Source organism: Microbacterium lacus, from assembly GCF_039531105.1.
Taxonomy (GTDB): Bacteria; Actinomycetota; Actinomycetes; order Actinomycetales; family Microbacteriaceae; genus Microbacterium; species Microbacterium lacus.
In genome coordinates this window covers 206,266-226,049 of the sequence record NZ_BAAAPK010000001.1, presented here as the reverse complement: position 1 = coordinate 226,049, position 19,784 = coordinate 206,266, and the positions used below count along the sequence as shown (strand labels likewise).

Below are 19,784 nucleotides of genomic sequence, written 5' to 3'. Positions count from 1 at the left end.
AGTTCTTCGGACTGCGGACATGTACTGAGCGAATGATGTCCTCAGCGAAGGGTTTCCGCCATGAATGACGATGAGCTCGGAATACATATCCGGGATGCCGCACCGCAGGTGACGGTGCCCACAGGGTTGGCGTCGCATCGAGCGCAGATCCTCGCCGAGGCGCGTGGTCGGCGTGGCCGGCGGCTTCGGATGTGGGCTGCCGGTGTGGCGGCATCTGCGGTGTTGGTGGGAGGCGGCTCGGTCGCGATGGCCGGCGGCGGCAATGAGACGCCGTGGGGATGGGTCGCCGACAACGTGTTCTCCATCGGCCGCACGGACGGGTCGGCGTGCTTCCAGGGCATCGTCGTCACCTGGGCGGGCCTGGCCGAAGACGACCCGCTCGTGCAGGACGCGAAAGCGATCGTGAGCGGCATCGATCTGAGCAGTCTTGACACCACCGCGGAGGAGGCGGAGATCCGGGCTGAGCTCGCGGCATCGGAGCCAGTCGAACACCTGGACGGGCAGGTGAAGCGCATCGAGATGAGCGATGCGGAGATCACGCAGAAGGCGATCCACCAGCTCGTCGCCGAGCAGCTGTGGGCGGGGCTCGGCGACCGCGTGTACGACATGGAACCCGGTCGGGAAGTGAGCCTCTCCAGCCAGACAAGCGACTGCAGCTGATGGGTTCGGTGACGACGCGGACGTCCGCGTTCGACGAGCTGATACGCCGGAACGAAGACGACCTCTCCCGCTATTTCCAGCGCCGCCTGCTCAACAGCGCAGACGCCGCCGAAGCGTTCGGAGAGTTGCTGCTGACCGCGTGGAAGCTCCGACGGAGAATTCCCGCCGACCCCACGGAAGCGCGGATGTGGATGTTCGCGACCGCGCGGAACGTCATGTTGAACTCGCGGCGTACTGCCGCCAGACGTTCAGCGGCCGTGCAACGGCTCGCCGACGAGATGCGCACGATCGCGCCGACGTTTGCAACAGACGACGTCTCCACGGAACTGCGAGAGGCGATCGCGGCACTGCCTGCCGACGACGCCGAACTCGTACGACTCGTCTACTGGGACGGATTACGGTCCCACGAAGCGGCAACGGTGCTCGACATCAACCCGTCGACAGCGAGATCCCGCCTCGCCAATGTGAAACAGCAACTCCGAGCCACGCTGGGCGACGGCGATACGGAGTCCCGGCCACCGCGCGACTGACCGTCGAACGCAGAGGGATCCTTTCGCGGTCGGCACGCTTCGACTGCGAGCTTGGCTGGCGGAGAGGTAATGCTCGTGAGCTACGGCGAACGCTGAGAAGAATGCGACGCCGCCCACGACAGCGGATGCCGCAAGTGTCAGCACACCCCACCCCCAGCCAAATCCTTCGGACATTGACCGCACCTTCGAAATGATGGCGACCGCGACAGAGCCGACGAGGGCAAGAGCTACAGCGCCCCAGGCGAGATAGCGGCCCGAGTAGTCAACGGCCTGCTCGGTTGGCGTTGCAGGCCACGGAATATCGCCTTCGCGGTGCCAAGCAGAAAGCCGCCCGCAGCGAGCAGAAGAGCTGACAAAGTCACCGTCGCAGTCATTGACAACCACGGGCCATGAACTTGACCGAGCTCCGCGCTCTCGGCGGCTTTAGGGACCAGCGCGAATTGTCCACCCCGAGCCCCATAAGAGCGGACTGTCGGCTCCTTAAATGTCCACATTGCAGAGGTACTAGCGCCGCCAGGAATATCCATCTGAGCTCGGTCATCGATCGGGTTTCCTCGCGGTGTCACCCGGCTTCCTTCGATCTGGCAGCGCGACGAACGAAAGCTTTGCCGCATGTCGGCCAGCGGTCGTGACAATTAACATCTCGTTCGCTGAGCGTGGGCGGGATAGTGAGACGCGGCCACGGAAGACCGTCTCCTCGCCGCTGTCCGGGCGGAGGATGTGGCCGTCGGCCCAGACGTGCGTCGGGAAGGACGCGCCCTCTAAAAGACGCACCTCAACCTCCCACGATCGGCCAACCGCTTCGATAGTGATCGATTCGGGCTCCGCTGCCTTATCATCCCCATCTCTGTCCTCGAGGGCATCTGGAGTGCCGGGATCGATCTGGTTCGACGGGAGCGTCGGGGTTAGAAACGCAGGCTGACGTCTATGTGTCGCCTTCTCATACGCGGAGGCGTGGTCGAGGAGGAGGTCGTCGCTGTATGCCGGGCCCGCGAAGGTAACTCCGACGGGCATTTGAATGTCTCCCATGCATCCCATGGGGACAGTGACGGTGGGGATGCCGAGGTGCCGGATGACCCGGTTGCCGTTTGAGTAGACGACGCCGTTTCGAGAGGCTGCCTCCAGACTCTCGGGTCGGTCGAACAGGTCGGCCCGACCCACGTCGCCGGCGGCAGGAAATGCGATCAGATCCAAATCCTCTGCCTGCATCCATTCTTCGAAGTCGATCCGGCGAGCCTCTTCTAATCCGCGCAGGAGATGGTCGAGGCCTGCAACGGCGTCGTAGTCGGCTGGCACTCCCTGCTTGACAAGCTCTGCGAGTCGCTGCCAATCGAAACCTCCCCTGGCCCGGGTGATCCAAACCGGGACGGGGGCGTCCTCCGCTGGGAAGACTGTGTCGCCGTCGATGTCGGCCCAACTGTCAAGGCTGGGGTCGCCGTTATCACGCAGGAACGAATCGAGTGCCATGGCGGTCACAGTGCCGCCCTCAAGGGCACGCCAGTTCTTCGGGACGAGTCCGCGTTCCGCGAGGCCACGTGCACCAGGACGGTCCTCTTCGTAGTTCGAAACGGCGGGGAAATCGACCTTGATCACTTCGGCGCCGAGCGCGCGGAGATCCTCGGCAGCGCGGTCCCAGAGCGCGCGTACCGAGGGGCGTATGACAGGCGGGTCGAGAGATTCTCGGTCTTCGCCGATGTACATCCGTGGCACGCCAATTCGCAGACCATCGAGACGCTCGGGCCGCGGGCGTGCCACCGGGTGCGGGATGACGTCTTCTGGCGCGGGCAGTGTCACGGCGGTCTGCTGCCGCCAGATGTCGCCCGTCGTGTCGGGGTCGGTCACGGCGAGCACGTCGAGGAGTAAGAGGAGGTCGTCGACGGTGCGGGTGTGCGGCACGACGACGTCGCAGGTGGGTCGCAGCGGCCAATTGCCACGGATGGAGAGCACGCCACGGGAGGGCGTGTAGGCGACGAGGCCGTTGTTCGAGGCTGGCGCTCGACCTGACGAGACCGTCTCCTCCGCCATACCGAACGCGCAGAAGCTGGCCGCGGTAGCGGTGCCCGAGCCATTCGATGACCCGGATCCATAAGCAGCCGTCAGATAATCCGGATGGTAGGGGCTCCGCGCATACCCGTAAACGCCGGGTTGCATGCCCCCCGCCGCCATCGGCGGCATGTTCGTCTTGCCAAGCAAGACTGCTCCTGCCGCGCGCAGTTGTTGCACTGTCGCGGCGTCCTCCGAGGCTACCAACTCGGCCAGAGCGGGGCTACCTGAAGCGACGGAGAGACCCCTTGCCTTATAGCTGTCCTTGATCGTGAAGGGGATTCCTTCCAGCGGACCCGCTCGGCCAGCGCGGCGTCTGGCATCGGAGGCTGCGGCTTGTTCGATGCAAGTGGGGTCTAACACGGCGATCGAGTGTAGGCAGAGCCCGGTGCGGTCGTAGTAGGCGATCCGATTGAGGTATGCGACTACCAGTTCCACGCTTGTCACCTCGCCCCGCTCGAGGAGGCGAAGCATGTCCGCGACGCCTAGCTCGACGACGTCATGAATACGCGCGCCCGCTTCTCCCATCGGCGCGCCGGCGACATGCGAGCCGGTCATGCAAGAGCCCTCAAGCGGGGGGCGAGATCGCGCTGGAATAGCTCCAGGAAGCGCCGCTGATCCTGACCAGGAGCGTGGAACACAAGATGATTCAGGCCCGCGTCCACGTACTGCGCGATCTGTGCGGCAACCTCGTCAGGGTCGGCACCCACGATCCAGCGTGACGCGATCTGCTCGATGGGGAGCGCATCCGCCGCTTCTTCCATTTCGACCGGATCGGTGATGTCGTGCTTCTGCTCTTTCGACAGCGCCAGCGGAGCCCAGAACCGTGTGTTCTGCAGCGCCATGTCGTAATCGCTGTCGTAGGACAACTTGATTTCGATCATTCGATCGATGTCGTCGAACGAACGCTGGACCTTCGAGGCACCTTCTCGAACAGCCGGGATTAGATCGTCCGTGTACAGGGACATGCCCTTGCCCGAGGTGCAGATGAAACCATCTCCTGCCCGACCCGCATACCGGGCCACGACTGGCCCGCCGGCCGCAACGTAGACCGGGATGGGGGTAGCGGGGCGGTCGTATATGGACGCGTCGTGGGTCGAGTAGTACTCGCCATCGAAGTTCACGCGGTCCTCGGTCCAGAGCGCTCGCATCAATGAAATCGCTTCACGCAGCCGCGCAAACCGTTCCTTGAATTCTGGCCAGGTCTGCTCACCGGCCCCCCGGAATCCGGTCGCGATCTCGTTCAGGGCCTCACCAGTACCAACGCCGAGGAAGATCCGGTTGGGGAAGAGCTCACCTAGCGTGGCAAACGCCTGTGCGAGCACCGCGGGGTTGTAGCGAAACGTCGGCGTCATGACGCTGGTGCCGATGCGGATTGACGTGGTCCGCTCACCCACCGCTGCCATCCACGCCAAAGAGAACGGAGCGTGCCCGCCCTCGTGTCGCCACGGCTGGAAGTGGTCGGAGACGGCGACGGACTCCATTCCGTGCGCCTCGGCAGCAACGGCAATCTCCACCAACTCTCGGGGAGCGAACTGCTCAGCACTGGCCTTGTATCCAAGTCGAAGCGTCATAGTCCGGTGTTGCTCCTCAGTTCTGTGGGAAGCCGAGGTTGATGCCGCCGTGGGAGGCGGGGTCGAGCCAGCGGCTGGTGACGGCTTTCTCGCGGGTAAAGAAGTCGAAGCCGTGCACACCGTAGGCTTTGGCGTCGCCGAACAGGCTCTTCTTCCATCCACCGAACGAGTGGTAGGCCACCGGCACTGGAATCGGCACGTTGATGCCGATCATCCCGACCTGAACCTCGTTTTGGAAACGGCGGGCGGCGCCGCCGTCGTTGGTAAAGATGGCGGTGCCATTGCCGAACTCGCCGCTATTGATGAGCGCGAGGCCCTCTTCGTAGGTCTTCACGCGCACTATCGAGAGCACTGGGCCAAAGATCTCCTCGGTGTATGCGCGTGAAGTCGTCGGGACCACGTCCAGCAGGGTGGGGCCGAAGAAGAACCCCTCCTCGTGGCCGTCGACGGTGTACCCGCGACCGTCGACGACGACGCGGGCGCCGTCAGCTTCGGCGATATCCACGTACGAAGCGACCCTGTCGCGGTGCGCTTCGGAGATGAGGGGCCCCATATCAGGCTCGTTCTCGGAGGAGCCATTGCCGATGCGCAGCTTGGCGATGCGATTGGTGATTTTTTCGATCAGCTCGCCGGCGACGGGCTCGACGGCTAGGACAACAGAGATCGCCATGCAGCGTTCGCCAGCGGCGCCGAAGCCCGCGTTGACGGCGGAGTCGGCGACGAGGTCGAGGTCGGCATCGGGCAGGACGAGCATGTGGTTTTTTGCCCCGCCGAGAGCTTGGACTCGCTTGCCGTTCTTCGATGCGGTTTCGTAGATGTACTGCGCGATGGGGGTGGAGCCCACGAAGGAGATGGACTGCACCTCGGGGTGCTTCAGCAGCCCATCGACCGCCTCTTTGTCGCCCTGCAGGACGTTGAACACACCGTCGGGGAGTCCGGCCTCTTTCCAGAGCTGTGCGATCCAGATCGCGGCGGAGGGATCCTTCTCGCTGGGCTTGAGCACGACGGTGTTGCCGGCCGCAATTGCGATGGGGAAGAACCACATCGGCACCATCACAGGGAAGTTGAAGGGTGAGATGATTCCCACCACCCCAAGGGGCTGCTTGAGGGAATACACGTCGACGCCAGTAGAAACGTTCTCCGAATAGCCACCCTTGATGAGGTGCGGGAAGCCGGTGGCCAGCTCTACGACTTCGAGGCCCCGCTGGATCTCTCCGAGAGCATCGGAAACCACCTTCCCGTGCTCGCCGGTGACGATCTCGGCCAGCTCCTTCTTCCGCTCATACAGCAGCTCGCGAAAACGGAACACGATCATCTGCCGGCGGGCAATGGACAGGTCCCGCCAGTCGGGGAAGGCCTTGGCCGCAGAGACGATGGCCGCGTCGATCTCGGCATGGTCGGCTAAAGCCACACGCGTGGTCTCGACGCCCCGGGCAGGGTCATAGACGGGCGCAGTGCGGCCGCTCTGAGAGGCCACGGAGGCGCCGTCGATCCAGTGGCCGATGGTCAGTGTCTGGGAGGTCATGCGTTTTCCGAACGGGTTTGTGGGCTGGTGAGTGTCAGAGAAGTCGCGCGCTCAGTTAGGGATGCGGCGGACGGCACCGGAATGTCAGCCGCTTTCGAAGGCGGCGAGGGCCTCGTCGAAGATCGCGAGGGCGCGGGTGACCTCGTCGTCGGTGACTACACACGGCGGCACGACGTGAATGCGGTTGTCGACAATGAAAGGCAGCAGTCCGCGGGCGAGAAGGTCAGCCTTCAATACACCGATCGCGGAGGCTGGCAGCGGCTCCCGCGTCTGGGTGTCGGCCACCAGGTCGAGGGCCCAGAACACGCCGAGCCCGCGGACCTCACCGATCGTCGGGTGCTTGTCAGTCAGCTCCGCGAGGCCCGGCGCGAGCAGGTCGGAGCCGATGCGGGCGGCGTGCTCGATGACACCTTCTGATTCCATCGCATCGAGAGCACCCACAATCGACGCCATGGCCAGCGGGTGGCCCGAGTAGGTGAGTCCGCCTGGGAACACCTCGTCGTCGAATCGCTCGGCGATCGCCGGCGAGATGATCACACCGCCTGTGGGTACGTAGCCAGAGTTGACACCCTTGGCGAACGTGATCAGGTCGGGGGTCACGAGGTCGCCGTTTTCGGCGAGGGCTTGGAACGCAAACCACCCGCCCGTGCGGCCGAAGCCCGCCATGACCTCGTCGAAGATGAGGACGATACCGTGTGCGTCGGCCAGCGCCCGCACTCCGGCGAGGTAGCCAGGCGGGGGCACGAGCACCCCGGCGGTGCCGGGCACGGTCTCGATAAGGATCGCCGCGATCGACCCGGCTCCCTCGGCTTGGATTACCCGGCGGAGGTGGTGCAGGGCGCGCTGGCCCTCCTCCTCCGCGCTGGATGACCAGAACTCCGAGCGGTACGCGAAGGGACCGAAGAAGTGAGCGTGACCGCGCGAGTACTCGTTGGGGATGCGTCGCCAGTCACCGGTCGCGACGATCGCTGCGCCGGTGTTGCCGTGGTAGGAGCGGTACATGGAAAGCACCTTGTCGCGTCCTGTGTATAGACGGGCCATGCGGATCGCGTTCTCGTTCGCATCTGCTCCGCCGTTGGTGAAGAAGACCTTCGTGAACCCGTCGCCGGCCCGGGCCAGGATGCGCTCGGCCGCCTCTCCCCTGGTCAGATTGGCGAAAGCCGGCCCCACCGTTGTTAGCACGTCGGCCTGCTTTTTGATGGCGGCGATCACAGCGGGATGCTGGTGCCCGATATTGGTGTTGACGAGCATGCTCGAAAAGTCGAGGTATTCGTGCCCCTCGAAGTCCCAGACCGTCGATCCAGACCCGCCGGCGATAGCCATCGGCTTGAGCGTCCCCTGCGCAGACCAGGAGTGGAAGACGCGAGCGATGTCGAGGTCGGCGACGGCTTGATTGCTGATCTGATGGGTCATGGGGTCAGGCCTTTGCGGTGATGTAATCGCGGAGAGCGGGGATGATGGTTTCGCCGTAGACGCGAAGGGTCTCTTCCTTGTTGTCGTGGTCGAGGTACCCAGCGAACTGCGTGACACCAAGCGCTTTCAGTTCGGCCAGCTTGGCCTCGTGCTCGTCGGGGGTTCCGATGATGCAGAAGCGCTCTACGACCTCATCGGGGACGAAGTCGACGTGGGTGTTCCCAGACTTCCCGTGCTCGTTGTAGTCGTAGCTCTGGCGACCGGCGATATAGTCGGTCAGCGCTGCGGGGACGTCGCTGCCGGTGCCGTACTTGGCGACGATGTCGGCGACGTGGTTGCCGACCATCCCTCCGAACCACCGGCATTGTTCGATCGCGTGTGCTCGCGAATTTGGGGTGCCGTCCGTGACGTACATCGGGCCTGCAACGCAGATCTTGACGTCTTCGGGGTTGCGGCCGGCGTTCTCAGCAGCAGTTCGTACCGTCGAGATCATCCACTTGGCGATGTCGAGGTCGGCGCATTGCAGGATGAAGCCGTCTCCCACTTCGCCCGCGACCTTCAGCGCGAGGGGTCCGTAGGCGGCAACCCACACGTCCAGACTTGAGTTGCGGCTCCAGGGGAACCGAATCTGAGATCCGTTGATCTCCACAGCCCGAGAATTGGCGAGCTCCCGGATTACGTGGATGGACTCGCGGAGTTCTTTCAGCGTGGTCGGCTTGCCATTGGTGACCCTGACGGCGGAGTCGCCACGGCCGATCCCGCAGATTGTCCTGTTGCCAAAGCAGGCGTTCAGGGTTGCGAACGTGGAAGCAGTGACGGTCCAATCCCGAGTGGCCGGGTTGGTCACCATCGTGCCGACCTTGATCTGCGTGGTGTTGCTGAGGATCTGGGAATACACGACGTAGGGCTCGTGCCAGAGGATGTGGGAGTCGTAGGTCCAGAAGTAGTCGAAGCCATACTCCTCCGCCCGCTTAGCTAGAGAGACGATGCGCGGAGCGGGTGGGTTGACTTGCACGACGACACCAAAGTCCACCGGTGTCTCCTTCCTGGTAGTGCGAGCAAGGTCCCCTTGTGGACGGGTCGCTCGACGTGTCGATGTGGCGGTCAGAGCCGCCAGGGCTGGGCGCCCTCATGCTGCACAGCTACCGCGCTAGCATTTAGGGCGGTCTCTAGGGCTCTGTGCCTGGACTGTCCGGCGGCGGTGGCAGCAACGAGGGCGCCTGCGAAAGCGTCGCCTGCGCCCGTGGTATCCACAACGGTGACGGGGCGCGGCATTGCGATCTCGTCTCCCCAGGTCACTGCTCCAGCCCCCCGGGTGATGCACATATCCTGCACCCCCTCCAGCTGTGCGGCTTCGATCTCATTGACGATCACTAGGTCGCACTGAAGTGCGAGTTCGTGCGCCTCTGGGATTATCGGAGATGCGTTCAATGCGACCTTGGCGCCTCGAGCGTGAGCCTCCGTGATCACGGCTTGCACCGTGGCGCGAGGGGTCTCGAGTTGCACCAGGACCCAGGGGGTGTCGCCGAGGTGGAATCGGGCCGAGTCGGGGTCCAGGAGGCTGTTGGCGCCCGGGATGACGATGATGGAGTTCTCTCCCCGGTCGTCGACTGTGATAATTGCTTCGCCGGACGGGCCCGGCACGATGACGCTGTCACGGGTGTTGACGCCTCGATCGTTGAGGCGGGTGCGATAGGTCTCGCCGGCTTGGTCGTCGCCGAAGGCCGCTACTAGGCGTGTGGGCACACCGGATGCTGCGGCGGCCGCTGCCTGATTGGCGCCTTTCCCCCCCGGTCGGCGCTCGATGCCGCGGCCCAGCACCGTCTGCCCGGGCGCGGGGGGGGAGGCGACTTTGATGACGGTGTCGATATTGGCGGAGCCGACAACGGTGAGCAGCTCAGTCATTTCTTGCCATCCCGTGATGTTGCTTCGTCTTTGGGGCAACGGACAAAGATGTGACCGCTGGGAGGACGCTCATGCTGCCGACGATTGTGCCGATGCCGACACTGCGAGCGTCTGGTGAGCGCAGCAGCAATCGCGATGGCGATGGCGATGGCGAATGCATCATCAATGCCAGGATCAGTCAGGAAAGGTGGCACAGTAATTACCATCAAATGAGGTATTGACTCAGGCCGCGCTTGAAGTACTTGCCGTCGCCCTTGGCGCCGAGATACCGGTCGCCGTCGACGATGACCTTGCCGCGCGAAAGCACGGTGTCGACGTGTCCGTCGATCTCGAAGCCCTCCCACGCGGAGTAGTCCATGTTCATATGGTGGGTCTCGTTGACGCCGATGGATGTATGGCCGTGGGGGTCGTAAACCACGATGTCTCCGTCCGCCCCGGGCTGGATCACGCCCTTCTTGCCGTACATGCCGAACATGCGCGCAGGGGTTGTCGATGTGATTTCTACCCAGCGCTCCAGGGTGATCTGCTCAGCCACGACACCTTGGTACATGAGGTCCATCCGGTGCTCGACCGAGCCGACGCCGTTGGGGATCTTCGAGAAGTCCCCGATCCCCATGTCCTTCTGCCCCTTCATGCAGAACGGGCAATGGTCGGTGGAGACCATCTGGATGTCGTTGGTGCGCAAGCTTTGCCACATGTAGTGCTGGTGGCCCTCGTGCTTCGAGCGCAGCGGCGTGGAACACACCCACTTTGCGCCCTCAAAGTTTCCCCATTCCTCACTAGACGCGCCGAGCTGGTCTTCTAGTGACAGGTATAGGTACTGCGGGCACGTCTCGCCGAAGACGTTCATCCCCCGGTCGCGGGCGGCGGCGATCTGCTGGACGGCCTGCTTTGCCGAGACGTGCACGACGTACAGCGGCGCTCCGGTGATGTCTGCAAGCATGATAGCCCGATGAGTGGCCTCCTCCTCAGCCTGCCATGGCCGAGAGGTACCGTGAAAAAACGGCAAGGTGTTACCGGCGTCAAGCGCCTGGTTGACAAGCACGTCTATCACCGCGCCGTTCTCAGCGTGCATCATCATCATTGCGCCGTTTTTGGCGCCCTTCTGAAACGCCCGCAGGATTTGGCCGTCGTCCGAGAGAAACACACCCTTATAGGCCATAAAGAGCTTGAAGCTCGTAACGCCCTCTGCGACCAGCTCGTCCATCGCGACCAGGCTGGAGTCCTGAACGTCGGAAAGGATCTGGTGGAAGCCGTAGTCGATCGCGCACTCGCCGGCAGCCTTTTCATGCCACGCCGCGTAGCGGTCAAGAGGATTTTCGTCGGGGTATTGCACCACGAAGTCAACAATCGAGGTCGTGCCGCCCCAGGCTGCCGCGCGGGTGCCGGTCTCGAACGTGTCGGAGGCTTCGGTGCCGCCGAACGGCATCTGCATGTGCGTGTGCGCATCGATGCCACCCGGGATCACGTACTTACCAGTCGCGTTGACGACGGTGTCGACGGATGCCGTCAGGTCGTGCCCGAGTAGCGTCGAGCCCGGTGCCAGCACGGCGGCGATTCTTTCGCCGTCGATCAGAACGTCAGCCTGGGCAGTGCCGGTGGCATTAACGACCTTGCCGCCGGTGATAAGTGTCGTTGACATTGTTGGACTTCAGAGGACGGCGGCCGTGCCGCATACGGTCGCCGTCACGCAGATCCTGCGCCGCCCAGGGGTGATGGTCATTCCTTAACCGCTCCTTGCAGTAATCCGCGGAAGAAGGTCCGCTGGGTGATGACGTAGATGAGGACCGCGGGCAGCGCCACGACGACGGACGCGGCCGCAAGAGAAGGGATGTCCGTGAGGTACTGGCCCTGGAAGCTCGCGAGCCCCAGCGACACCGTGGTTATGTCGCCATAGGCGGCCATCACCAGTGGCACCAGGTACTCGTTCCACGACGACAGGAACGTCAGCATCATGAGCGTCGTGATCGCTGGTCGCGCGAGCGGTATCAGGATCGTGACGAGGATGCGGAACGATGACGCCCCGTCGAGCCTTGCCGCTTCGATGAGCGACCGCGGGATCGAGGCGAAGAACGCCTGCATCCAGAACACCCCAAAGCCGAGGTACATCGCTGCTTCGGGAATGATGATCGCCCAGTACGTGCCGAGGATGCCGAGCGCCTGAAACTGCAGGTAGAGGGGTACCACCAGCACGACGTATGGCGTGACGATGCCGATGAGGAATAGATAGTAGAACCAGCGCGAGCCTGGGAAGCGCATCGTGCCAAATGCATAGCCCGCGCTGATTGAGCAGACCGTCACGATGAATACGACGCCCGCCGTGATGAGGGTGTTATCCAGGAAGGCCGAGCCGAAGCCGCCGTTGACCCACGCGCTGCCGAAGGATTCGAGCGTGAAGGGGTCCGGCCACTGGAAGCCGGCTACCGGCGTGTTCGGCGCGTTAAAGGACGTGATCGCGACCACGACCAGCGGCGCGACGGTCACGAGCGAGAGGAACCCGAGGAATCCATAGCGGAGGGCGGAGAAATTGCGTGTGGTCATTCAGTCCTCCCGTGAGATGCGCGTGATACCAAGCGAGATCGCCATCACGATAAGGCCGAGGAGGAGCGCCAGCGCGGAAGCGCTGCCCAACTGGGTCACTACGAAGGCACGCTCGTATACGAGGGTTGCGACCACTTGTGTCGCGCCACCGGGGCCACCTCGGGTTGTCACCCAGATGAGCCCGAAGTTGTTGAGAGACACTGTGAATGTGAGGACTGCGGCCACGACGATCACACGCCGGAGGCTGGGAACCGTAACGGCGAAGAACTCCCGTACCGGGCCCGCACCGTCGACCGCCGCAGCGTCGTAGAGCTCGTGGTCGATGTTCTGTGCCGCCGAAAGGAAGAGCACCATGCACAGCCCCGACATGAGCCACGCACCAATCGCGCCTTGGGCGGGCAACGCCCACACGAAGTCACCAAGCCATACCCGGGTGAGCCCGCCGAGCCCGACCAGCCGCAGGAGCTGGTTGACGGGACCATCCGCCGCAAGCAGCCACTGCCATGCGACGCCTACCACAACGATCGACAGCACCTGCGGCAGAAAGAGCAGTACCCGCCAGGTGCCGGTGAAGCGGAGTGGGTAACGGGCTATTACTCCCGTAAGCACGAGGCCCAGGCAGATGGGGATCGCGGAATAGAACGCGACGAGAAAGAAGGAGTGGGCAAACGCCTGCAGGACGAGAGGGTCGGTGACCGCGTCGAGGTAGTTATCGAATCCGACGAATGTCGCTTGCGTGATACCGTCCCAGCGCCAGAGCGAGATATACGCGCCGTAGCCAAGCGGAACGAGGATGCCGAAGACGAACAGCGCGAGCGGAGGTGCGATGTAAACGAGTCCGACCTTCTGGGTCGTGACCCCGCTATGCCGCCGACGACGGGGAGACAACACGATAGCCTCCCCGTCTGTGCGAAACGAGTGCATGGTGTGGCGGTCGCCCTAGGACGATTTCCGAGTCTGCTGGAACGATTCCCAATCGCTCTGCACAAGATTCGTGTACTGCTCTGGCGTCGACTGGCCAGCCGCCATCTTTTGGAGTTCGGTGGGCAGCAGCGTTGTGAACTGAGGGGCTGCCCAGTCGAGGAACGGGAAGGTACCGGGGCCGGCCTGCGTATGGTCGATGAGGTCGAGCACCGAGGCCGACGTGGGCCCGCTGGCCAGGTCGGACGATGAGACGAGGCCGCCAGGTACGCCCCATCCATTCGTGTACAGGAAGTCGCTCGTCTCTGCACTCAGGAAGAAGTCAAGGAACGCCGCGGCGACGTCCGGGTGCTGCGTTTTCGAGCTGATCACAAGAGGGGTGGAAAGTCCGCCACCCACCGGCGACGAGCTGGAGCTACCTGGCAGCAGGAAGACTCCGCCGTCGTCGCCCAGGTTGCTGTCCACGCCGCCGGCCATCCAGCTGCCGGAGATGTAGTACATGCTCTCGCCGTTGAGGAAGAGGCCCGCGGCGTCGGAATCGGACGTGCCGGAGGCGCCGTCCTGGAAATAGCCTGCGCCTTGCCAGTCCTGAATCTTCTGGGCAGCGGTGACGTTGGCCGGATCGGAGAATGAGCCGGAGGCGCCGTATACCCAGTCGTTGACCTCCTTCGCGTCGGCGGCAAAGGAGCCCCACAGCGCCATGTTGGTGTGGATGTAGGTGCTCGATTGTGCGATCGCGGTTATTCCGGCGGCCTTCGCTCCCGATAGTGTCGACTCGAACTCAGCAAGGGACGTTGGTGGCGCGTCGAAGCCGGCCTTGGCGAGCAAGCTCTTGTTGTAGAAGACGCCGATCACATTGCTCTGTTCTGGAACGCCGAAGAGGGCGCCGGAACCCCATTGGTTCCCCTTGCCCGTGTCGAAACGGAACACGTCAAGCGCTGCATCCGAACCAACTCGGCTCGGCCAGTCGTAAAGCTTCGAGTAATCGTCGAGCGGCAGCAGAAGGTCTGCCCTGACGAAGTCGTAAAAGCCTTGGCCGTAGCCCGTCGTAGTGAGCATCATTACATCCGGTGGTGTCGGGGACGATGCCTTGAGCGCGATCGAGCTGGTGTGTGAGTTGTAGTCGGTCGTGTCTCGCTCAATCGTTACGTTCGGGTACTTCGCCTCGAACTGAGCGATGACATCTGCGAATACTTCTCCCGTGCCTGACGTACCCCAGCCGTCGGCAATCGTCAGGGTGACGTCCTTAGTCGTGTCGAATCCGGCACTTGCCTCTCCACTCGCCGATGGGCCCGCCGTGCCCGAGCCTGGTGCGCAGGCCGCCAGGCAAAGGGCAAGACTCACCGCCCCGGCTCCGGTGATCAGGACCCTCCGGGAGGGCCGGCCGGGCGAAGTGGAACTCTGTGACTGCACTGTCTTGCTCCTCTATTCGGCAGGCGTCGCGACGACGCGGTCATCGAATGCTGATCCCGATGACTGCGATCATGCTGTCACGCGTCCGTAATGCCGGTCCAAGACGAACACGATGCCTGCGATAAGACATCGGTTATGGCAGCCGAACCCGATTACCACGCCGAGATGGCGCGCCCGACCTGCTCCGCACTGATCCGAATCTGGTCGAGCTCACGGCGGTTGTCGCCCGCACGACAGATCAGTGTGAGAGGTAGAGTCCAGCGGCTCTCTTCGATAGGGAGGAAGGTCACCTCGGGGCGCGGCAGCGATGCCGCCGAGCGCGGTAACAGGCTGAAAGTCTGCTGATCATCGAGAAGGTAAGTGCGCGGTGTGATACGGCGGGACTCCTTAACCCCTCGGAGGCCGACGTCCGCCTCGCTGCAGATATCAAGGATCATGTCGTAGTAGTCGGGCGCCGATGCACGCGGCCAGATCAGCAGCGACGAGCCGCTGAGCTCGCTGAGGCGCACGGACGGCCGCCCCGCAAGCGGGTGCCCCGTGGCCACGGCAACGCACAGCGGCTCGTCAGCGATGTGCGCCACCACGAGACGCGGGTCGCTGGTCGGACAGTGCGCGAACCCGACATCGTAAGCGCCGACGCTGATCGCGGGCCCAACGGCGCCAGTGTCGAGTTCGTGCTCCTCAATATCGGCCGCCGTCAGCACCCTCTCGAGGAGTGACAGCAGTGACGGCATGAAAATGTTGGCGAGGCTCGGGCTATACGCGACACGAATCGTACCGCGCCCGCTCGCCGCGATCTCGCGTGCGTTGGCGACGCCTTGGTCGAACATCGCGAGTGCCCCCTCGACGCTGCGCAGCAGCGCTTCGCCTGCTGGAGTGGGCGTAAGTCCGCGCGGGCCTCGATCGAAGAGGACTACGCCAATCTCTCGCTCGAGGCGCCGAATGTCTTGTGAGAGCGACGGCTGCGAAATGAACAGCCGGGCTGCGGCACGGCCAACGTGGCCTTCTTGGCTGACTGCGACGAATGCTCGCAGCAGTCGTAGGCTCACGTTCATCCGGGTGCCTCGGGTGGGCGCATGTCCGAGATTGTAGTGAGCCTTCTGTCGCCGTCAGCTGACGTGGGCAGTCATGAGAGCGCCGCTGCGCGCGCAATCTGCGCGCCAAGCCTGGCATTCGAGCGGTACACGTCGATATTTACGCGCAGGCTTTCGCCCTTGGTGGCGCGCTGTATGTAGTCGAGCAGGAATGGTGTGGTGGCGTTGCCGGCGATGCCACCGGCCGCCGCCCTTGCCCAGGCCTCCCCGATCACGCGGGCGTGCTCGTCCGGGTCGAGCTGCTTCTCGCGCGAGATCGGGTTGGCAACCAGCACAGCGGAGGAGAGCCCGAAGTCCACTTGTGCGCGGAGGACGGCCGCCACTTCTTCGGGTGCGTCGACAGCGTACTCGATCCATGAGCCTGACTCGGTGACGTAAAAGCCCGGGTACGCGTTCGTGCCGAAGCCGAGAACGGTGATGTTGAGTGTCTCGAGCCGCTCAAGAGTTGCGGGGATGTCGAGGATTGATTTGACTCCCGCGCTCACGATGACGATTGGCACACCCGCGAGAGTTGTGAGGTCGGCACTCTCGTCAAATGTCTCGCTCGCGCCCTGGTGTACGCCGCCGAGGCCGCCGGTCGAGAAGACGCGGATACCGGCGTGGTGCGCGAGGAACGCGGTCGCCGCGACGGTCGTTCCCCCACTCAGGCGTTTCGCGGCAACGACCGCGAGATCGCGCTGACTCACTTTGACCACCTCGGTCTCGTTCGAGAGCTGGTGAATCTGCTCGTTGCTGAGGCCAACGACGGCCGTTCCGGCGACGATGCCGATTGTCGCGGGCACCGCGCCCTCCTGGCGGACAATGTCTTCCGCTTCAAGAGCGACTTCTTCGTTTATTGGTCGGGGAAGCCCATGGGTGAAGATCGTGGACTCTAGCGCGACGACCGGCCTGCCGGCCGCCGTCGCCTCCGCGATCTCATCGGAAACCACGATCGCGGATGCGTGTGCAGTGGACATATGACTCCTTGTCTTGACGCGCCGGCGGCGCGAGGTCATTCTTCGGTGGAGCGAACGCTCCCGACGAGTTCGAGGGGAAGGGCGAGCGACCTGAGCCCGTCGGCACGCTCAGGGTCGCACGCGACGAGGAAACACGTGCTCGCCCCGGCAGACGCCCCCAGGTCGGTGTCGACGTCGTCGCGGAGCTGCACGCCCGCGTTCGCCGTGCGCGCGAGTTCAAGCGCCTCGAACCGGATGCCATGGCTCCCGACGGGGAGCACCTCGTGAACGCCCGGCAGCCGTGTCGCCGCGGCGACGTGGACCGCGGATGCCGTGCTTCCGTCCCGCTCGGCGTACGCATCGACGCCGATGCCCGAGCGGCGGCGCCCGACCACCCACAGCTCGTCTCCGGGACGGGCGGTGCCGACACGCAGCGCCGCTGTGTCGAGCACGCCCATGACGGTAATCCCGACGCCTGTCTGCCTGGTGGGCATGTTCGACTCGTCAGACCCCGTAATCATCACCTCCAGGCCAGCCTCGTCGACGATGTCCTTGATTCCCTGGAGAATCCGGACGCCCGTGACCAGTAGGTCGCAGCACAAGTTGTCGACGATGAGGAACGGGGTCGCGCCGACAGCAAGAACCTCCATGAGCGGTACCTTGGCAACGCTATAGCCGGTGATGCGAGGGTCCTGTTTGAGGTGATCAGCGGGAAGGTCGCCGATTGAGGCGTTCGAGTCGCACGCGATCACGAGCGACCGAGATCCGAGGTCGACTATCACGAGGTCGCGCAATCGGGTGACCGTAAGTCCGAGACCGCTCCACGACTGCGGTCCGACTAGTCCCGAAAGGATCTCGCTCACGTTCATCGTTGTTCCTCCTCCGTCGCCGCGACGACTATCACCGCGGGTGACCCATCATTGTCGCCGTGGGTTACCCTCCGATAGTCGCGTGCGCGAGCTCTGACGGCGCGAGTCGTCCCTTGTCGGTGAGGTAGGCCGTTACAAGGTCGGCGGGGGTGACCTCGAAGAACTGGTTCGTGATGTGCACGCGCCCGGAGACGGCCATCTCCCAGCCCTCATGCATCTCCTCGGACGGCCGCTGCTCCATCGCGACGTCGGCGGGATCGCCCTCGTAGAGCTTGGAGACCTCACTGACGACGTAGAGGGGGACACCATAGTGGCGGCAGGCGAGGGCGAGCGGCAGCGTGCCGGTCTTGTTCGCAAACGATCCGTCAGCGAACAAGGCGTCGGCACCCACGATCGCGAGATCGGCGCGGCTGGCCGCGACGCCCACTGCTGCGTCGCTGTATCCGACGAACTCGACGGGAAGATCCGAGAGGGCCGTCACGACACGCCTCGACTCGCGATACGGACGAGACTCGGTGAAAGCAAACGTGAGCTCAGGCGTGCTCTGGCCGGCCCGCCGGAGGACGTTGATAAGTGAGCCGCTAAAGGAGTGGAACAGCACGGTGTTCCCCGGAGCGATAACGTCACCGGCATGTGCGGCGATCAACTTGATCGCCTGCTCGGACTCCGCGATGAACTCGGCCATCGCAGAGATGACTGACTCTGCGCCATCGTCGACGCGACTCCACGCGATGTCGGAGACGGTGCGCACGCTGGTCATCGAGGGCTTGGTCGCGATCAGCCAGTTGGTGGTCTCGCTGAGCACCGCGCGTAGCGTCGCCGCATCGCTCGGCTTCTGCGCCTGAAGGGTCAGGATGATCACCTCGGCCGCAGCGCGTCCAAACGCGCTACCCCCCGGCACAGTGTTCTCGGCGATGGCGATGCGAACTTCTTCGAGGCGGTCCACGGGCGTTCCTTTCTTTGGGGTGATGTCCCGCGACCGAGCCTCACATGTGCTCAAGACCCCCGTCCAAGACGAAGAACCGTGTAGCGATAACGCGTTTGTTATCGCGACACGGGGCCGTCTGGCGCGGGCTCGCGAGACGAGAAGGCATTGAGCAGCTGCGCCATCAGTCGCACGGGGCTCGCATCGACCGCTACACGCGCGTTCGGTTTCCTTCCAGTGCGGTGGTGCAAATCGATCACGCTGCGCCCGACGGTGAGGCGGCCCTGGGTTTCGACGTCAACATGCGCTTCGACGGTCGTGAGCAGCCGCCGATCTAGCAGGGCCGCGACACATACTGCGTCGTGCACGGGCGCCGTCCCTCGCTCCGCCATCGGCTGCGAGTCATCATGGCCGACGATGCGCTGCTCCACGAGCTGCGCCGACGCGATGCCGGCAGGGGTCCCAGCCGCCCGCAGCCGTGAGCAGTCATCGCGACTAAGGAGCGCTCGGTGTGTCGCGTCGAGCGGCACGAGCAGCAGATCCGAAAATCCTGCGGAAAGGACCTCCGCCGCGGCCTCCGGATCGGCCCAGAGGTTGAATTCGGCGGCGGCGGTGACGTTCGACACGGCATGCCCCCCTCCCATGACAACAATCGTGTCGATCGCGTGCGTCATGGGCGGGAATGACCGGACGGCACGAGCGACATTCGTGAGCGGGCCGGTAGCGACGAGCGTGAATCGCGATCCGTCGGCCAGATGTCGTCGAGCTTCGGTGATCAGGAAGTCTGTCGCGGAGGCGTCCTCCGGCGGACCGGATGCCGGGGGCAGATCGAGATACGTCCCGTGCATCTCGAACCCGGTGAGTTGTGCCTTGGGCACGGGAAAGTCGTCACGCTCGAGAGGACGAGCGGCTCCCTCGTACACCGGCACGTCGGACCTGCCGATGAGCTGCAGCACGCGGCGCGTGTTCTCTGTAACCACGTCAACGGGGACGTTCCCTCTCACTGTCGTCACAGCGGCCAGCTCGAGTTCGGCGCTAAGGCCCGCGAGCATGATCGCGACGGCATCGTCGGTGCCGGTGTCGCAGTCGAGCACTACGCGTCGAGCCATGGTGTCTCTTCTCGCCGGAGATGCCGGCTTTGGGTCGGACGTGCTGGATTACCGCTTCTTCTGAGACAACCAGTGCCACCGGGCTGCGGTCCAGGATGCTTTCAAGGCTGACGATAGGCCGCAACTTATAAGCTCCGGCAGGAAGAGCGCGCCTCGCGTGACAACGCTCGGGTCAGTGACATCGCCCGACGCGGACTTGACGCAGTCCGCCGCCGCGACATTCGGCTCAGAGCACCCCGAGACAAGAACTGATCGAGCCCGCTCAAGAAGTCCACGATCGGTGGTCCACGCACGGGTCGTTCGAACGACGCGCAGTGTCGGCAGGAT

17 protein-coding genes are annotated in these 19,784 nt (G+C 64.0%); 2 read left to right on the top strand and 15 right to left on the bottom strand.

The annotated features are described in order from the left end of the window. Positions 1–60: 60 nt before the first annotated feature. Complete coding sequence (locus tag ABD197_RS01045) at positions 61–660, top strand: hypothetical protein (protein WP_344050701.1); 600 nt, start codon at positions 61–63, stop codon at positions 658–660. After that, positions 660–1,190 (top strand): RNA polymerase sigma factor, encoded by a 531-nt coding sequence (locus ABD197_RS01040; protein WP_344050699.1) that lies wholly within the window; start codon positions 660–662, stop codon positions 1,188–1,190. The genes ABD197_RS01045 and ABD197_RS01040 overlap by 1 nt, the downstream gene beginning before the upstream one ends. A gap of 537 nt (positions 1,191–1,727) precedes the next feature. Here ABD197_RS01040 and ABD197_RS01035 read toward each other — a convergent pair. The 15 genes from ABD197_RS01035 to ABD197_RS00965 all read right to left on the bottom strand — a co-directional run bounded on the left by ABD197_RS01035 (position 1,728) and on the right by ABD197_RS00965 (position 19,442). Next, a complete protein-coding gene (locus tag ABD197_RS01035) occupies positions 1,728–3,791 on the bottom strand; it encodes an amidase (RefSeq protein ID WP_344050698.1) in 2,064 nt (687 codons plus the stop codon). Further along, positions 3,788–4,807 carry a glucose-6-phosphate dehydrogenase (coenzyme-F420) gene (gene fgd / locus ABD197_RS01030; RefSeq protein ID WP_344050695.1) on the bottom strand — a complete coding sequence of 340 codons (1,020 nt, stop codon included), beginning with the start codon at positions 4,805–4,807 and terminating at the stop codon, positions 3,788–3,790. Before fgd ends, ABD197_RS01035 begins: the two co-directional genes overlap by 4 nt. A gap of 16 nt (positions 4,808–4,823) precedes the next feature. Then, a complete protein-coding gene (locus ABD197_RS01025) occupies positions 4,824–6,332 on the bottom strand; it encodes a CoA-acylating methylmalonate-semialdehyde dehydrogenase (RefSeq protein WP_344050693.1) in 1,509 nt (502 codons plus the stop codon). Between the two features lie 84 nt (positions 6,333–6,416). Continuing rightward, on the bottom strand, positions 6,417–7,745 hold the full coding sequence (locus ABD197_RS01020) for an aspartate aminotransferase family protein (RefSeq protein WP_344055770.1): 1,329 nt from the start codon (positions 7,743–7,745) through the stop codon (positions 6,417–6,419). A 4-nt stretch (positions 7,746–7,749) separates the two neighbouring features. Beyond that, positions 7,750–8,778, bottom strand: coding sequence for a TIGR03842 family LLM class F420-dependent oxidoreductase (locus tag ABD197_RS01015; protein ID WP_344050690.1), 1,029 nt, complete (start codon positions 8,776–8,778; stop codon positions 7,750–7,752). Positions 8,779–8,849: 71 nt separating this feature from the next. After that, entirely contained in the window at positions 8,850–9,650 is an 801-nt protein-coding gene (locus ABD197_RS01010; RefSeq protein ID WP_344050687.1) for a ribokinase, read from the bottom strand. 205 nt (positions 9,651–9,855) lie between these two features. Further along, positions 9,856–11,292, bottom strand: coding sequence for a dihydropyrimidinase (hydA, locus tag ABD197_RS01005; protein WP_344050685.1), 1,437 nt, complete (start codon positions 11,290–11,292; stop codon positions 9,856–9,858). Positions 11,293–11,369: 77 nt separating this feature from the next. Then, a complete protein-coding gene (locus ABD197_RS01000; RefSeq protein ID WP_344050683.1) occupies positions 11,370–12,134 on the bottom strand; it encodes a carbohydrate ABC transporter permease in 765 nt (254 codons plus the stop codon). A 57-nt stretch (positions 12,135–12,191) separates the two neighbouring features. After that, on the bottom strand, positions 12,192–13,115 hold the full coding sequence (locus ABD197_RS00995) for a carbohydrate ABC transporter permease (protein WP_344050682.1): 924 nt from the start codon (positions 13,113–13,115) through the stop codon (positions 12,192–12,194). 15 nt (positions 13,116–13,130) lie between these two features. Continuing rightward, positions 13,131–14,456 (bottom strand): ABC transporter substrate-binding protein, encoded by a 1,326-nt coding sequence (locus ABD197_RS00990; RefSeq protein ID WP_344050680.1) that lies wholly within the window; start codon positions 14,454–14,456, stop codon positions 13,131–13,133. 221 nt (positions 14,457–14,677) lie between these two features. Continuing rightward, positions 14,678–15,580 (bottom strand): LysR family transcriptional regulator, encoded by a 903-nt coding sequence (locus tag ABD197_RS00985; RefSeq protein WP_344050678.1) that lies wholly within the window; start codon positions 15,578–15,580, stop codon positions 14,678–14,680. A gap of 71 nt (positions 15,581–15,651) precedes the next feature. Next, on the bottom strand, positions 15,652–16,575 hold the full coding sequence (locus ABD197_RS00980; RefSeq protein ID WP_344050676.1) for a pseudouridine-5'-phosphate glycosidase: 924 nt from the start codon (positions 16,573–16,575) through the stop codon (positions 15,652–15,654). 35 nt (positions 16,576–16,610) lie between these two features. After that, a complete protein-coding gene (locus ABD197_RS00975; RefSeq protein ID WP_344050674.1) occupies positions 16,611–17,417 on the bottom strand; it encodes an AIR synthase related protein in 807 nt (268 codons plus the stop codon). Between the two features lie 70 nt (positions 17,418–17,487). Further along, positions 17,488–18,369 (bottom strand): eIF2B alpha/beta/delta subunit family protein, encoded by an 882-nt coding sequence (locus ABD197_RS00970; RefSeq protein ID WP_344050672.1) that lies wholly within the window; start codon positions 18,367–18,369, stop codon positions 17,488–17,490. Between the two features lie 98 nt (positions 18,370–18,467). Then, positions 18,468–19,442: a nucleoside hydrolase gene (locus ABD197_RS00965; protein ID WP_344050671.1), complete on the bottom strand. Its 975-nt coding sequence runs from the start codon at positions 19,440–19,442 to the stop codon at positions 18,468–18,470. Positions 19,443–19,784 lie beyond the last annotated feature (342 nt).